The sequence below is a fragment of the Rhizobium sp. S96 genome (genome assembly GCF_030382195.1).
In the GTDB taxonomy this organism is placed as follows: Bacteria; Pseudomonadota; Alphaproteobacteria; order Rhizobiales; family Rhizobiaceae; genus Rhizobium.
In genome coordinates this window covers 96,082-110,231 of the sequence record NZ_JAUDRY010000012.1, presented here as the reverse complement: position 1 = coordinate 110,231, position 14,150 = coordinate 96,082, and the positions used below count along the sequence as shown (strand labels likewise).

The window sequence follows — 14,150 nt, the reverse complement described above, 5'->3', positions numbered from 1 at the left end:
GCCAGGACCACTCGCTTGCGCTTGACTTTGTCACCGTTTCGCGGTGGTGAACGGCAAAGCGACCTTGCGAGGAATGAACGCGCCATGCTGATCATCGCCGGCCTCGGCAATCCAGGCAAACAATACGCCGGAAACCGCCATAACATTGGCTTCATGGCAGTCGACGCCATCCACCGACGCCACAGCTTTTCGCCGTGGTCGAAAAAATTCAAAGCCGAGATCGCCGAGGGCGAGATTGGCGGAGAGAAGGTGCTGCTGATCAAGCCGCAGACCTACATGAATCTGTCCGGCGAATCTGTCGGCGAGGCGATACGCTTCTACAAGCTGCAGCCCGCCGATCTCGTCGCCATCTACGACGAGCTGGACTTGCCCCCCGCCAAGGCCCGTATCAAGACCGGTGGCGGGCACGGCGGCCACAACGGCATCAAGTCTCTGGACGCCCACTGCGGCAAGGACTACCGCCGCCTGCGGCTCGGTATCGGCCATCCCGGCAACAAGGATCTGGTGCATCATTATGTGCTCGGCGATTTCGCCAAGGTCGACCAGACCTGGCTGGAGCCGATGCTGGAGGCCCTCGCCGACAACGCCGAGATGCTGGTGCGGAAGGAAGATTCGCAGCTCATGAACAAGCTCGCCCTGGCGGTCGGCGGCAAGGCCGACGAGGACAAGCCGAAGGCCGAGAAGAAGCCGGTCGCAAAGTCGCACATTCATCAGGCGCGCAACCACGCGCAGCCAAAAGCGCTACCGACAACAGGACCGATGGCCGAGATGCTGAAGAAGATGTTCGGCAACAAGGGAGAGTGACGGTGAGCGACGCGGCTTTTTCGATCCGCCGGGCTGCGGCGGATGACCTGGAAAGTCTGATCGAGCTCTATCGTCACTTCAACTCCGGGGATCCCGTACTCGCTCCCGCCAGGGCCGAGGAACGTTTCACGGCCATGCTGGCCCAGCCCGGAATGTCCGTTTTCATCGGCTTTCTCGGCGCTGCACCGACCAGCACGGTAACGTTGATCGTCATTCCGAACCTGACGCGAAATGGCGCCTCCTACGCATTGATCGAGAATGTCGTCACCCATGGTGACTACAGGAAACGAGGTCATGCGGGCGCGCTCATACGCCACGCCGTAGATGCGGCATGGGATGCAGACTGCTACAAGGTCATGCTGCTGATCGGATCAAAGGATCCTTCGACGCTGCGCTTCTACGAGAACTGCGGTTTCGTCCAGGACAAGACGGGTTACCAGATCCGTCGCCAATAGGGACTATTCCTCGGGTTCGGTGACGAACATCAGCGGAAAGCCGGCCTCCTTGCCGAAATCCACCGCCTCTTTCGCCTTGGTCTCGGCGATGTCCTTGGCGCAGACGACCACCACGGATGTACCCAGCTTGTGCGCAGTCAGCATCACCCGGTAGCCGGTTTCCTCGCTCATCCGGAAAACGGCCTTGAGAACGGCGATGACGAATTCGCGCGGCGTATAGTCGTCATTGACGAGAATGACCTTGTACAGCTTCGGTCGATCCAGCTTCGGCTTCGACGCGACTTTCGGTTTCTGGGCAATGTCGTTGTCACTCATCGGAGGTCCACCCGTTGATGACATGGGAACGGCGAGGTTAAGGCTCGCTAAGGTCTATATTGCGCCGCAAAGGTCGCGGATCAAGACAAAGGCACCTACGGATGGCGTGCAGATGCGCGAAAAGCTTGACCGCGCACCGCCTTTTATCCCATACGCACCCCCAAGAACTTCAAGAACAGCAGGTTTCAGCCATGGGCTTCAAATGCGGTATCGTCGGTCTGCCGAATGTCGGCAAGTCGACCCTCTTCAACGCGCTTACCAAGACGGCGGCAGCGCAGGCGGCAAACTATCCCTTCTGCACGATCGAGCCGAACACCGGCGAAGTCGCCGTTCCGGATCCGCGCATGCAGAAGCTGGCGTCCATCGCCGGCTCCAAGGAAATCATTCCGACCCGCATCTCCTTCGTCGACATCGCCGGCCTCGTGCGCGGCGCGTCCAAGGGTGAAGGCCTCGGCAACAAGTTCCTCGCCAACATCCGCGAAGTCGATGCCGTCGTGCACGTGCTACGCTGCTTCGAGGACGACGACATCACCCACGTCGAGGGCCGTATCAACCCGGTCGGCGATGCCGATACGATCGAGACCGAGCTGATGCTCGCCGACCTCGAAAGCCTGGAGCGCCGCGTCGAGCAGACCCGCAAGCGCGCCACCGGCAAGGACAAGGAATCGATGGCGCAGCTTCCTGTTATGGAAGCGGTGATCAAGCTCCTCAACGAAGGCAAGCCCGCCCGTCTTCTGCTGAAGACGCTGGCGCCTGAAGAGATCGAGATCCTCAAGGGTCTCAACCTCCTGACCTCGCATCCGGTCCTCTACGTCTGCAACGTCGCTGAAGGCGACGCTTCCACCGGCAACGAGCACACCAAGGCCGTCGCCGTTATGGCGGAGAAGCAGGGTGCGGAATGCGTCATCATCTCGGCCGCCATCGAAGCCGAAGTCGCGCAACTGCCGGAAGAAGAAGCGACGGAGTTCCTCTCCGCCCTCGGTCTGGAAGAAGCCGGTCTCGACCGCCTGATCCGTGCGGGCTATCACCTGCTCGACCTGATCACCTATTTCACCGTCGGCCCCAAGGAAACCCGCGCCTGGACCATCGTGCGCGGCACCAAGGCCCCGCAGGCGGCAGGCGTCATCCACACCGATTTCGAACGCGGCTTCATCCGCGCCTTCACAATCGGTTACGACGACTACATCAACTTCAAGGGTGAAGTCGGTGCCAAGGAAGCCGGCAAGGGCCGCGACGAAGGCAAGGAATACGTCGTCCAGGACGGCGACGTCATCCACTTCCGCTTCAACACCTGATACCCCACTGACACAAACTGCCGCCTATGCGGGCGGCAGTTTTTCGCGGATGGCGGCCGGCAGCGCCCCCATGACGACCCGCCGCAGCGGCATCCATCCGGTGCCGATGACCAGAACGATCACGCCGACCGTCAGCAACGTCGTGAAGACGTAGGTATCGACCCGGGCCTCGCCCTGGCGAAAGATGCCGTAAAGCGCGAAGCCGAGCGACAGCAGTCCTGAGGTCACGAAAGCGCGGCGATCGATCACCAGCCCGACCAGCATCAGCGCAGCTACCGTCGCCACCACCAGCGGTGTGCGGAAAGACACGGTCTGCAGCGTCGCAAACAGGCTGCCATCCGCACCGGCCAGCGAGAGAACGCTGTAAAGCAGCGCCGGAGCCGCGCCAAGATGCAGCCAGAAGGCAACGTCGGCAGTGATGGTGCGACGAAGCGGATCCCTGAGGTCGAAGCGCATGGCAAGGGCAAAGAGGCCGACAGCGCAGGCAACGGCGACAAACGACAGCACGCCCGTGTGATTGAGCACGAAGAAGGGATCGCCACTCATCCAGCTGAGAGCCTGCAGGACAAGCAGCAGAATAACCGCTATCGCGCCCATGATGGTGAGCGCGAGCGCCAGTGGTATCCGGTAACGCAGGTAGAAGGCGCCCAGCACGACCGGAAAGCAAAGCGCGAACTGCAGCGCCTTGTTGTCGCCGAGTGCCGCCGCGTTGGGCCAGCCGTCCAGCAAGGCCGCAGCAACAACACCAGTCCAGACCGTCAGCGCAATGGTCAGGGCGACGGCCGGCAAGGCCAGCCTCTGCCGCCGCACGAGGATTTCAGCCAGCACGATAACGGCCGGCAGGACGGCATAGACCGAAGCAATCCCCCAGAGCCCCGCAAGCGCCACGACGATGCCGATGGTGATCAGGACGTCATGGAAGCCACGCACAAAGCTTGGCGTCTCCGTATCCGAGAACGCCACTGCAGCCCTCCGCCTGGTCGCCCGGTCAGCGTCAACCGTCACCCCGCGCTCGAGCAGAAACGCCGTCAGTGGCGCTGAGCCTTGCGTCGGAATGAGCCCTTCTCTTTCGGCGGCGTCGATGATCGACTTTAGGTCTGACATACAGGAAATCTCGCAGCAATCGTTGAGTCGTGCCGGATGCTATTGTAGTCCTTGTGAAACTCCTATGAAGCGGAGGGCAAATTTGTCCGATCAGACACTGGCTTTCGAGGATTTCCATCCGGATCAAGTCTTCATCCTCGGCCCGAAGACGGTCACGGCCGAAGAGATCATCGAGTTCGCGCGGGAATTCGATCCGCAGCCCATGCATCTCGACGAGACGGCCGGCCGCGACAGCATCCTCGGTGGACTGGCCGCCTCCGGCTGGCACACATCGGCAATGCTCATGCGGATGATGACCGACAGCTTCCTCATCAATTCTCTGTCGCAGGGGGCCCCCGGCGTCGATGTCATGGAATGGCGCAAGCCCGTGCTTGCGGGAGACACGCTTGCCGGCCGCTCGACGGTAGTGGACGCGCGGCCACTGCGCTCGAGGCCAGGGATCGGCATCGTGAAGTTTCGCCACGAAATCGAGAACCAGAAGGGTCAGATCGTCTGCTTCTCTGAGAACTCGATCATGTTCTCCACGCGCCAAACGTTGGATAAAGCTCCATGATCATGGTCGAGCGCTACCCGATCGGCGAGAAGACCGACATCGGCCACTATGCCTTTACGGAAGAAAGGATCCTGTCGTTTGCGCGACGCTTTGATCCGCAGCGCTTCCATGTCGAAACGGCAGCGGCCAAGGAGAGCCTGTTCGGAGGTCTATGCGCATCCGGCTGGCACACAAGCGCGGCCTGGATGCAGGTATTCCTGGCCTATTGGAAGGTAGAGGCCGAGCGGCTGATACGTGAAGGATCGGTGCCGCCCAATCTTGGCCCCTCACCCGGCTTCAGGAACATGCAGTGGATTCGTCCCGTCTTCGCAGGCGAAGTCGTGCACTATTCGAACACCTTGCTGGCGAGCCGCGCGCTGGCCTCGCGCCCTGGCATGCGGCTGAACACCATTCTTTCCGAGGGCGCCATCACCGATGGCACCCCTGTCATTCGCTTCGAAGGCAGCGTTCTGGAATTCGAATGATCGGAGCTTAGTGCCCCGAAAATTCGACAAGCGTCCGGACGTCAACGCCCAGCGCCTCGAGCTTGGCGCGACCGCCGAGATCTGGCAGGTCGATCACGAAGCAGGCAGAGACGACCTCCGCCCCGATCTGGCGCAGCAGCTGCGTGGCGCCGACAGCCGTTCCGCCGGTGGCGATCAGGTCATCCACCAGGATCACTTTTTCGCCCGGCTGCACCGCATCGCGATGCATCTCCATCTCGTCCACGCCGTATTCCAGGCTATAGGCAATCCGCACGGTATCGTGCGGCAGCTTGCCCTTCTTGCGGATCGGCACGAAGCCGGCCGAAAGCTGGTGGGCGACAGCACCGCCCAGAATGAAGCCTCGGGCTTCCATGCCCGCGATCTTGTCGATCTTCATGCCGGCATAGGGCTGGACAAGCTCATCGACGGCGCGTCGGAACGCACGCGCATTGCCAAGAAGCGTCGTGATGTCACGGAAGATGATGCCGGGCTTGGGATAATCCGGGATGGAGCGAATGCTGGCAGCGAGCTCCGAGGTCTTGTCGTTCATGGAAAATCCATATCTGCAGGGGTCGAAAGTTGGCGCACCCTATCAATTGCGACAGATGGAACCAACAAAAAAGGCGGCCACTAGGCCGCCTTTTCCGCAACATGAGAGCAAAACCCTCAGTGTTCCTTGTTCGCGTAAACCGAGCGCTTCGTCAGGTAGATCAGTACCGAGAAGATCAGCAGGAACACCATGACCATGAAGCCGGTATGCTTGCGCTCCACCAGATGTGGCTCTGCGGCCCACATCAGGAAGGACGAGACGTCCTTGGCATACTGGTCGACGGTTGCCGGCGAGCCGTCGTCATAGGTCACCTGACCGTCAGACAGCGGCTTCGGCATGGCCAGAACGGCGGCAGCATGGAAGTACGGGTTGTAGTGCTGTCCCTGCGAAACCTGGAAGCCAGCCGGAGGCTCTTCGTAGCCGGTCAGCAGCGAATAGATATAATCCGGTCCGCCTTCCTGGTACTGCGTGAAGATATCGAAGATGAAGCGCGGGAAACCGCGTTCGACTTCGCGCGCCTTGGCGAGCAGCGACATGTCAGGCGGTGCGGCACCGTTGTTGGACGCAGCAGCCGCTTCGGCGTTCGGGAACGGCGACGGGAAGTAGTCGGAAGGCACGGCCTTGCGGGTGTACATGTCACCGCTGGCGTTCGGGCCATCCTGTACTTCGTAGTTCGCCGCGAAGGCCTTGACCTGCGCATCCGAGTAGCCGAGCTCGCCGAGCATGCGGAACGGCACCAGCTTCATGGAGTGACAGGCAGCACAGACTTCCGTGTAAACCTTCAGGCCGCGCTGCAGCTGGCCCTTGTCGTAGGTGCCGAAAGGACCTGCGAAGGACCAATCGACTTCCTTGGGCTCCTTCAGCGGATAGTGCGGGGTCGCGGCTTCGTGGTGCTCAGCAGACTTTGCAGCCTCCTCAGCGAAAACCGCGGTTCCGAGACCGGCGACGACTGCGAGCGACAGAATGCTTGCAAGAAGCTTTTTCATGGTTTGTTTCCCTCTCGTCGCCCGCTTATGCCTTGGCCGCTACAGCCGAGGCAGTCTTGTTGCGCTTTTCAAGCACGGCTTCCGTGATCGAGTTCGGCACACGGCGCGGCGTCTCGACGAGACCAAGCACCGGCATGACGACCAGGAAGAAGGCGAAGTAAAGCAGCGTACAGATCTGCGAGATCGTGGTGTAGAGGCCTTCCGCCGGCTGCGAACCGAGCCAGCCGAGGATGATCGCGTTGATCACGAACAGCCAGTAAGCCATCTTGTACCACGGACGATAGACCGCCGAACGAACCTTCGAGGTGTCGAGCCACGGCAGGAAGAACAGTACGATGATCGCGCCGAACATCACAAGAACGCCTGCAAGCTTCGAGTCGATCGGGCCGACGTTGAAGGTGATCGAGCGCAGCATCGCGTAGAACGGCAGGAAGTACCATTCCGGAACGATGTGAGCCGGCGTCTTCAACGGGTCAGCCGGGATGTAGTTGTCGGCGTGACCGAGGAAGTTCGGCAGGTAGAAGACGAAGTAGGCGTAGACGAGCAGGAAGATCGAAACGCCGAGCGCATCCTTGAGCGTTGCGTAAGGCGTGAAACGAACCGTGTCCGTCTTCGTCTTGACTTCGACGCCCGTCGGGTTCGTCTGGCCGGTAACGTGCAGCGCCCAGATGTGCAGGACCACGACGCCGGCAATAACGAATGGCAGCAGGTAGTGCAGCGAGAAGAAGCGGTTCAGCGTCGGATTGTCGACAGCAAAGCCGCCGAGCAGGAACTGCTGCACCCATTCGCCGACCAGCGGGAATGCCGAGAAGAAGCCGGTGATGACGGTCGCACCCCAGAAGGACATCTGACCCCAGGGCAGAACATAGCCCATGAAGCCGGTCGCCATCATCAGCAGATAGATGAGAACGCCGAGGATCCAGAGGATTTCGCGCGGCGCCTTGTACGAGCCGTAGTAGAGGCCGCGGGCAATGTGCAGATAGACGGCAACGAAGAAGAACGACGCGCCGTTGGCATGCATGTAGCGCAGCAGCCAACCGTGGTTGACGTCGCGCATGATCTTTTCGACCGAGTTGAACGCAACCGTCGTTTCGGCTGCATAGTGCATCGCGAGCACGACGCCGGTCAGGATCTGAACGATCAGCATGACCGACAGCATGGCGCCGAAGGTATAGGCATAGTTCAGGTTACGCGGAACCGGATAGGCGACGAAGCTGTCATAGACGAGACGAGGCAGCGGCAGGCGTGCATCGATCCACTTCTCAAGGCCGGTTGATGGCTCGTAGCTGGAATGGCCACTCATAAATCAGTCCCCCTCAACCGATCTTGATTACTTTATCGGAAACGAACGAATAGGTCGGAATCGCAAGGTTCTGCGGTGCCGGACCTTTGCGAATGCGGCCGGCCGTGTCGTAGACCGAGCCATGGCAGGGACAGAACCAACCGTTGTATTCGCCGGCCTGGCCGAGCGGGACACAGCCGAGATGGGTGCAGGACCCGATCATGACGATCCAGTTTTCCTTGTCCTTGCCGGCCGAACGATCGACGCCGGTTGCCTGCGCGTCTGCCGGCAGGTTCGCGTTGCGTGCGATCGGATCCTTGAGATCTGCCAGCGCAACGTCGTCGGCGGCCTTCACTTCTTCAGGCGTACGATTGCGAATGAAGATCGGCTTGCCACGCCACTTGGCGGTCAGCGACATGCCGGGCTCGAGGCTCGACACATCGACTTCGATCGAAGCCAGAGCCAATGTCGAAGCATCGGGGCGCATCTGATCGATAAACGGCCAGGCAACCGAAACGGCGCCCACCGCGCCTGCCATACCAGTGGTGAGATAAAGGAAATCACGACGAGTGGGCTCGCCCGTGACCTCGCCTGTCGTTTCGTGTTCGCTCACGGCTTACCATCCTCTGCGCAAATTTTGCGGAACTCCGCCCCATCCCCTCAAGGCGGCGAATCTGTCGCGACACAATTCGAACATAGATTCCCCACCAATCCGGCGCGTTCTAAGCTTGATCGCAAATTATGTCCAGCCTTGGCAAGGGCATGTGGGCACAATGTCGCGGGAATTTTGGGTTGATTTTCGAAGACAATCACATGCTTGCAACATTGCTGCGTTGCACCAAAATCAAGCCTATGCTACGCCCCGGACATATTGTTGTTCCACTCTCGGCGCGCGGCGATGAAAGACACTTTATTCTGTGTGGGAAGTGTCCTCGTATCGCTGCTGCTTGCAACGATATCTCTGCGATACGTCACGCATACATGGCTGCTCGCCTTCGTATACAGTTTCCAGGCTCATTTTGCGCTCGCCGCAGTGCTGGCAACACTTGTGCTGCTGGCGATCAAGCGCCACTGGTTTGCCTATCTCCTGCTCGCCGTCGGCGTCTTCCTGCTCGGCCATGGACTGTTCATGCTGAAGGCCTTCGAAGCCGCACCGGCATCGGCCGCAACGCAGCCCATCCTGCGCCTCATGTCCTTCAACATCATGAACGACAATCTCGGGAACGGGGCTCGGATCGCCGATGCGGTGATCGCCTCGGATGCCGACATCGTCAACATTCTCGAAGCAGAACCGCTGCGCCCTGAAATCCCGCGCCTTTCACAGGCGTATCCCTATCGCATAGGGTGCGGCACCGACACGGATGGCTGCGACACGCTGATCCTTTCCAAGCGACCGTTCCTCACGCAATCCGTCAGCAGCATCGGCGATCTCTGGCCAAATCGGCTAATCCAGACGGCGATCGACGTCGACGGCACAAAGATCAATTTCGCCTCGGTTCACCTGGCAAAACCCTATTTCGATGATTTTCAGCTCGATGAACTCACCGATCTGCGCAAGATCGTCGCCGAGACCGACGGGCCGCTTCTGCTGGCGGGCGACTTCAACTCGGCGATAATCGATCCGCATATCCAGAGGTTCATGCGTGCGACAGGCTTCAACACGGTCTTTCCGGAGCCCGCCACTTGGCCTATCCGGGCAGGCGCCGTCGGCATCGCCATCGATCACGTCCTTGCCCGTCCACCGCTGCGGCTGACATCGGTCACGCGGATGGATGACAGCATCGGCTCAAATCACTTTGGCCTCATGGCCGAGATTGCCATCGAGCGCTGACGGACTTTTTGCGTCCTCGTAATCGGCGGCCAGGAAGCCTCCCGACTGGCGCGCCCAGAGTTCCGCATAAAGACCGCCCTGCTGAAGCAGCGCCTCGTGAGTTCCTTCCTCGATGATCCTGCCCTTGTCGACGACGATCAGGCGGTCCAGGGCGGCAATCGTCGAAAGCCGATGCGCGATCGCAAGCACGGTCTTGCCCTCCATGATCCCATGGAGATTGGACTGGATCGCTTCTTCCACTTCGGAGTCCAGCGCCGAAGTCGCCTCGTCGAGAACGAGGATCGGCGCATCCTTGAGCATGACGCGGGCAATTGCGATCCGCTGGCGCTGCCCACCGGAGAGCTTGACACCGCGCTCGCCGACATGAGCGTCGAAGCCCTTGCGTCCCTGCTGGTCCTGAAGGTTTTCGATGAAACCGAGCGCTTCCGCCCGGCGCGCTGCGTCGATGAGACGAGCCTCGCCGGCATCGGGCCGTCCAAACAGGATGTTGTCCCGAACCGACCGGTGCAGCAGCGAGGTATCCTGGCTGACAACGCCGATCTGCATGCGCAGTGACTCCTGCTTGACGTCGGCAATGTCCTGGCCGTCGATCAGGATGCGCCCACCCTCGAGATCGTAGAGGCGCAGCATCAGGTTCACGAGCGTCGACTTGCCGGCGCCGGATCGTCCCACGATGCCGACCTTTTCGCCCGGCCGGATGGTCAGCGAAAAATCGTCGATCACACCGCTGGTCCTGCCATAATGGAAGGTAACATTCTCGAAGCGGATGCCCGGATGCGCGATGACGAGATCGGGGGCATCCGGCTTGTCGACCAGCCCGAGAGGCTTGGAGATGAGCTCAGCCGAGTTCTGGATGGTTCCGAGATTGCGCATGATGCCGTTGAACTGCGTCATCAGTCGCCCCAGAAGGAAATTCAACCGCAGCACCAGCGCCAGCGAGAAGGCCACGGCACCGGAGCTGATGAGCCCTTGCAGCCACAGATGGACGCTGAGCCCGGCCATCATAACGATCATCAGGCCGGAGAGCAGCGCCATGGAGGCACGCACGCCGGTGATGAAGCGTGTGAAGCGCAGCACGGTTTCCTGGTAGAAATCGAAGCCCTGCCGCATGTAGCGGTCGGTCTCTTCGTCCCTTGCAAACAGCTTCAGCGTCTGGATGTTGCTGTAGGCATCGACCATCCGGCCGTTGAGCATCGATGCGGCCTCCGCGGTTTCACGCGAGTGATAGCGGATGCGGGGAACGAAATAGCGCGCCAGCAGCCCAAAGGCGAAAAGCCACCCCAACACCACGACGGCAAGCGAGAGATCGAGCCGGGCAACGAGCACCAGCGTGGTCGCCGCATAGATGCCGACGAACCAAACGCTCTCCATCAATGACGTCACGAGGTCGCCCGTCGCCTGCCCTGCTGACCAGACCTTGGTGACGATCCGCCCGGAAAAGTCGCTTTGAAAGAAGGAGAGCGACTGGCGCGAGACGTGCAGATAGGATTGCCAACGCGCGAGATTGTAGAAGCCCGGAGTAATCACCTGTTGATCGACAAGCGCAATCAGCAGCGCCACCACGAAGCGCACGATGCCGATGAGGATCAGCATGCCGAACAGTTCCGCGCCATGCGCCTGGAGAAGTCCGCTCCAGCCGGCGGCGGGCGTGATGCTCGCCAGAATGTCGACCACCCGCCCTACGAACCAGAAAAGCGCCGCCTCGATCGCGGCCGACATGCCGCCGAGAACCAGCATGGCGATGAACGGTGCCTTCGCCTGGCCGATATAGAAAGAGATGAATCCGAGAGTCGAGCGCGGCGGCTGTATATTGTCGCGCGGCCGGAACGGATCAATCCAATTTTCGAAAGTACTAAAGATTCGATTTAACAGCATAATTGCGATATAGGCATATATGCCGGAACGGGAAAGGAATGCTCCCGCCGGACAACCTTATATTTTGGTAATGATCGGTAACATCAACGGCATCGCCGTTGAATGAAGTATAACTCGCCACAATCTCGGCATACTGTAGAGTTTCACGGGAGACTGCCGCGATGCAAACGAAGACGCTTACGTCGAGTATTCCGTTACCTCTGGCGGAAAAACTGGACGCCATGATTGGACAGCTTCACCTGCCGTACGATCAGATCGTTACGGAGGCAATTACCGCTTGGATTGACCGCGAGGAAGAACGACGCCTCGCCGCACTACGTGCACTCGCCTCGACCAACAGCATGGCGGTTGAGGGACACCGCGTCATCGACTGGGCTGACAGCCTTTCAGCTGACGGGCACTGAACGCACCACACTATAAAAAGGCGCCCTCCCGATATCCCAGGGAGGGCGCCTTGTTTTTATTCCGCCGCTTCTTCGGCGTCTTCGTGATCGGCAAGAAAGCCGCCGGACTGCCGGTTCCAGAGATCGGCATAAATGCCCCCCTGGTGAACAAGCTCGACGTGCGAGCCCGCCTCGACGATCCGACCCTTGTCGAGCACGATCAGGCGGTCCATTTCCGTCAGCGTCGACAGCCGGTGGGCGATCGCGATCACCGTCTTGCCCTGCATCAGCGCGAACAGGTTTTCCTGGATCGCGGCTTCGACTTCGGAATCGAGCGCCGAGGTCGCCTCGTCCAGCACCAGGATCGGCGCGTCCTTCAGGAAAACGCGGGCGATGGCGATACGCTGGCGCTGACCGCCCGAAAGCTTGACGCCGCGCTCGCCGACCTGCGCATCCAGCGCCTTGCGCCCCTGCATGTCCACCAGGGTCTCGATGAAATCCCAGGCATTGGCACGCTTGGCAGCCTCGATGACCTCGGCATCCGTGGCATCCGGACGACCGTAGGCGATGTTGTCGCGGATGGAACGATGCAGCAGCGAGGTATCCTGCGTCACCACGCCGATCAGTTCGCGCAGGCTCTCCTGCGAGACATGCGCGATATCCTGCCCGTCGATGGTGATGCGCCCGGCTTCCAGATCATAGAAGCGCAGAAGCAGGTTCATCAGCGTGGTCTTGCCGGCGCCGGAGCGACCGACGAGACCCACCTTCTCGCCCGCCTTGATGTCGAGCGACAGGTTTTCGATGATGCCCTTGCCCTTGCCATAGTGGAAACCGATCCGATCGTAATGGATCGCTCCCCGCTTGGCACTCAGCTGCGGCGCACCGGGCTTGTCGACGATGTCGTGGCTCTTCGTCATCATCTCCATGCCGTCATAGACGGTACCGATGTTTTCGAAGAGCGCCGAGACTTCCCACATGATCCACTGCGACATGCCGTTGACGCGCATCGCAAGACCGATCGCAATGGCGATCGCCCCGACCGAAATCCCGCCGTTCAGCCAGAACCAGATCGACAGCCCGGAGATGACGAAGAGCGCCACGCAGTTGTTAATATAGACCGCCGCGTGGAACATCGTGACCTTGCGCATCTGCTGATACACGGTCTGCAGGAATTCGTTCATGCCCTCCTTGGCATAGGTCTCTTCCCTGCCCGCATGCGAGAACAACTTCACCGTCGCGATGTTGGTGTAGCTGTCGACGACGCGGCCGGTCATCATCGAACGCGCATCGGCCTGCGTGGCGGCGATCTTGCGAAGCCGCGGCACGAAGTAGGATACGATACCGATGTAGATGCCGAGCCACGCCAGGATCGGGATCATCAATCGCCAGTCGGCCGCCGCGATCACCACGATCATGGAGATGAAGTAGGTGACGACGTAAACGAAAACGTCGAGGATCTTCATCACCGTCTCGCGAACGGCAAGCGACGTCTGCATCACCTTCGTTGCAACGCGTCCCGCGAACTCGTTGGCAAAGAAGGTCATGCTGTGGCGCATCAGGAAGCGGTGCATCTGCCAGCGCGCGATCATCGGGTAGTTGCCGAGCAGGACCTGATGCATGATCAAGGAGTCCAGCACAGCCGCCACCGGCAAACCGATGAGGATCAGCGCGCCCATCCAGACGAGCCGGTGTCCCTCGCTCTGGAGGAACGTCGCGGGGTCGGCATGCGTCAGCCAGTCGACGATGTTGCCGAGGAACTGGAAGAGCGCCACTTCGCCGATGGCAATCAGCATCGTCAGCACGGCCATCATGCCGAGCCATGGGGCCGCCGGCTTGGTATAGTGCCAGCAGAAGGCGTAGAGCCCCTTCGGAGGAACCTTGGGATCCTCGCTCGGAAAGGGATTGAGTCTCTGTTCGAACCAGCCAAACATAAAAAATGCTCCGAAACTTCAGCGTCCCGGCCCAGAGCCCGCGCAAGGACGCGCTGAAGGCTCATATGGGAACCGGACGTTCAAGGGGCGAGGCCACAACAGCCGCGCAATGGATCAGAAAAGGAAAATCAGGAAAGAAAGGGCACTTAGGAGTGCCGGATCGTCAGTCGCGGGGTCACGGGCGAGAGGCGCGTGCATCGCATTGTAATCATCATAGCCTCCCTGCTGACGATTGAAGATATGCACCGATAGCGCGAAATCACCGAGAATTCCAGCCCTTTACGACGCCAAAATTGAAGGTTTCGGGGTTAAAGACAGGCTG

At 60.3% G+C, this 14,150-nt stretch carries 15 protein-coding genes; 7 read left to right on the top strand and 8 right to left on the bottom strand.

Going from position 1 to position 14,150, the window contains the following annotated elements:
* Window positions 1-84: 84 nt before the first annotated feature.
* A complete protein-coding gene (gene pth / locus QTL94_RS15340) occupies window positions 85-804 on the top strand; it encodes an aminoacyl-tRNA hydrolase (RefSeq protein WP_289802458.1) in 720 nt (239 codons plus the stop codon).
* 2 nt (window positions 805-806) lie between these two features.
* Entirely contained in the window at window positions 807-1,259 is a 453-nt protein-coding gene (locus QTL94_RS15335) for a GNAT family N-acetyltransferase (RefSeq protein ID WP_289802457.1), read from the top strand.
* Window positions 1,260-1,262: 3 nt separating this feature from the next.
* On the opposite strand, the gene clpS is transcribed toward QTL94_RS15335, so the two are convergent.
* Window positions 1,263-1,574 carry an ATP-dependent Clp protease adapter ClpS gene (gene clpS / locus QTL94_RS15330; protein WP_065693405.1) on the bottom strand — a complete coding sequence of 104 codons (312 nt, stop codon included), beginning with the start codon at window positions 1,572-1,574 and terminating at the stop codon, window positions 1,263-1,265.
* 191 nt (window positions 1,575-1,765) lie between these two features.
* On the opposite strand from clpS, the gene ychF reads away from it, so the two are divergent.
* Complete coding sequence (gene ychF, locus QTL94_RS15325) at window positions 1,766-2,869, top strand: redox-regulated ATPase YchF (RefSeq protein WP_289802456.1); 1,104 nt, start codon at window positions 1,766-1,768, stop codon at window positions 2,867-2,869.
* 24 nt (window positions 2,870-2,893) lie between these two features.
* Here the strand turns inward: ychF and QTL94_RS15320 are convergent, their stop codons facing one another.
* Entirely contained in the window at window positions 2,894-3,973 is a 1,080-nt protein-coding gene (locus tag QTL94_RS15320) for a hypothetical protein (protein WP_289802455.1), read from the bottom strand.
* Window positions 3,974-4,037: 64 nt separating this feature from the next.
* On the opposite strand from QTL94_RS15320, the gene QTL94_RS15315 reads away from it, so the two are divergent.
* Both QTL94_RS15315 and QTL94_RS15310 read left to right on the top strand, forming a co-directional pair.
* A complete protein-coding gene (locus tag QTL94_RS15315; protein WP_502944140.1) occupies window positions 4,038-4,526 on the top strand; it encodes a MaoC family dehydratase in 489 nt (162 codons plus the stop codon).
* Window positions 4,523-4,990 carry a MaoC/PaaZ C-terminal domain-containing protein gene (locus QTL94_RS15310; RefSeq protein WP_289802453.1) on the top strand — a complete coding sequence of 156 codons (468 nt, stop codon included), beginning with the start codon at window positions 4,523-4,525 and terminating at the stop codon, window positions 4,988-4,990. The genes QTL94_RS15315 and QTL94_RS15310 overlap by 4 nt, the downstream gene beginning before the upstream one ends.
* 7 nt (window positions 4,991-4,997) lie before the next feature.
* Here QTL94_RS15310 and QTL94_RS15305 read toward each other — a convergent pair whose 3' ends face one another.
* The 4 genes from QTL94_RS15305 to petA all read right to left on the bottom strand — a co-directional run bounded on the left by QTL94_RS15305 (window position 4,998) and on the right by petA (window position 8,421).
* A complete protein-coding gene (locus QTL94_RS15305; RefSeq protein WP_065693400.1) occupies window positions 4,998-5,540 on the bottom strand; it encodes an adenine phosphoribosyltransferase in 543 nt (180 codons plus the stop codon).
* A 116-nt stretch (window positions 5,541-5,656) separates the two neighbouring features.
* Window positions 5,657-6,526 carry a cytochrome c1 gene (locus QTL94_RS15300; RefSeq protein ID WP_289802452.1) on the bottom strand — a complete coding sequence of 290 codons (870 nt, stop codon included), beginning with the start codon at window positions 6,524-6,526 and terminating at the stop codon, window positions 5,657-5,659.
* A 25-nt stretch (window positions 6,527-6,551) separates the two neighbouring features.
* Window positions 6,552-7,829, bottom strand: a complete 1,278-nt coding sequence (locus QTL94_RS15295) for a cytochrome b (protein WP_113520807.1) — start codon at window positions 7,827-7,829, stop codon at window positions 6,552-6,554.
* A gap of 13 nt (window positions 7,830-7,842) precedes the next feature.
* Window positions 7,843-8,421: a ubiquinol-cytochrome c reductase iron-sulfur subunit gene (gene petA, locus QTL94_RS15290; RefSeq protein ID WP_065690948.1), complete on the bottom strand. Its 579-nt coding sequence runs from the start codon at window positions 8,419-8,421 to the stop codon at window positions 7,843-7,845.
* A 285-nt stretch (window positions 8,422-8,706) separates the two neighbouring features.
* Here petA and QTL94_RS15285 point away from each other — a divergent pair, with 285 nt between their 5' ends.
* A complete protein-coding gene (locus QTL94_RS15285; RefSeq protein WP_289802451.1) occupies window positions 8,707-9,639 on the top strand; it encodes an endonuclease/exonuclease/phosphatase family protein in 933 nt (310 codons plus the stop codon).
* On the opposite strand, the gene QTL94_RS15280 is transcribed toward QTL94_RS15285, so the two are convergent.
* The gene (locus tag QTL94_RS15280) at window positions 9,595-11,514 is read right to left on the bottom strand and encodes an ABC transporter ATP-binding protein (RefSeq protein WP_065690946.1); all 1,920 of its coding nucleotides are present in this window, start codon (window positions 11,512-11,514) and stop codon (window positions 9,595-9,597) included. The two genes, QTL94_RS15285 and QTL94_RS15280, sit on opposite strands and share 45 nt — an antisense overlap.
* Window positions 11,515-11,675: 161 nt before the next feature.
* Here QTL94_RS15280 and QTL94_RS15275 point away from each other — a divergent pair, with 161 nt between their 5' ends.
* On the top strand, window positions 11,676-11,918 hold the full coding sequence (locus tag QTL94_RS15275) for a hypothetical protein (protein ID WP_113520810.1): 243 nt from the start codon (window positions 11,676-11,678) through the stop codon (window positions 11,916-11,918).
* 56 nt (window positions 11,919-11,974) lie between these two features.
* Here the strand turns inward: QTL94_RS15275 and QTL94_RS15270 are convergent, their stop codons facing one another.
* The gene (locus QTL94_RS15270; protein WP_065690944.1) at window positions 11,975-13,828 is read right to left on the bottom strand and encodes an ABC transporter ATP-binding protein; all 1,854 of its coding nucleotides are present in this window, start codon (window positions 13,826-13,828) and stop codon (window positions 11,975-11,977) included.
* Window positions 13,829-14,150 lie beyond the last annotated feature (322 nt).

What these genes read in the sequence shown, in the direction of transcription:
- pth (WP_289802458.1), top strand. Translation starts at nt 85, where the DNA reads ATGCTGATCATCGCCGGCCTCGGCAATCCAGGCAAACAATACGCCGGA.
- clpS (WP_065693405.1), bottom strand. Translation starts at nt 1,574, where the DNA reads ATGAGTGACAACGACATTGCCCAGAAACCGAAAGTCGCGTCGAAGCCG.
- ychF (WP_289802456.1), top strand. Translation starts at nt 1,766, where the DNA reads ATGGGCTTCAAATGCGGTATCGTCGGTCTGCCGAATGTCGGCAAGTCG.
- QTL94_RS15320 (WP_289802455.1), bottom strand. Translation starts at nt 3,973, where the DNA reads ATGTCAGACCTAAAGTCGATCATCGACGCCGCCGAAAGAGAAGGGCTC.
- QTL94_RS15315 (WP_502944140.1), top strand. Translation starts at nt 4,038, where the DNA reads ATGAAGCGGAGGGCAAATTTGTCCGATCAGACACTGGCTTTCGAGGAT.
- QTL94_RS15310 (WP_289802453.1), top strand. Translation starts at nt 4,523, where the DNA reads ATGATCATGGTCGAGCGCTACCCGATCGGCGAGAAGACCGACATCGGC.
- QTL94_RS15305 (WP_065693400.1), bottom strand. Translation starts at nt 5,540, where the DNA reads ATGAACGACAAGACCTCGGAGCTCGCTGCCAGCATTCGCTCCATCCCG.
- QTL94_RS15300 (WP_289802452.1), bottom strand. Translation starts at nt 6,526, where the DNA reads ATGAAAAAGCTTCTTGCAAGCATTCTGTCGCTCGCAGTCGTCGCCGGT.
- QTL94_RS15295 (WP_113520807.1), bottom strand. Translation starts at nt 7,829, where the DNA reads ATGAGTGGCCATTCCAGCTACGAGCCATCAACCGGCCTTGAGAAGTGG.
- QTL94_RS15285 (WP_289802451.1), top strand. Translation starts at nt 8,707, where the DNA reads ATGAAAGACACTTTATTCTGTGTGGGAAGTGTCCTCGTATCGCTGCTG.
- QTL94_RS15280 (WP_065690946.1), bottom strand. Translation starts at nt 11,514, where the DNA reads ATGCTGTTAAATCGAATCTTTAGTACTTTCGAAAATTGGATTGATCCG.
- QTL94_RS15275 (WP_113520810.1), top strand. Translation starts at nt 11,676, where the DNA reads ATGCAAACGAAGACGCTTACGTCGAGTATTCCGTTACCTCTGGCGGAA.
- QTL94_RS15270 (WP_065690944.1), bottom strand. Translation starts at nt 13,828, where the DNA reads ATGTTTGGCTGGTTCGAACAGAGACTCAATCCCTTTCCGAGCGAGGAT.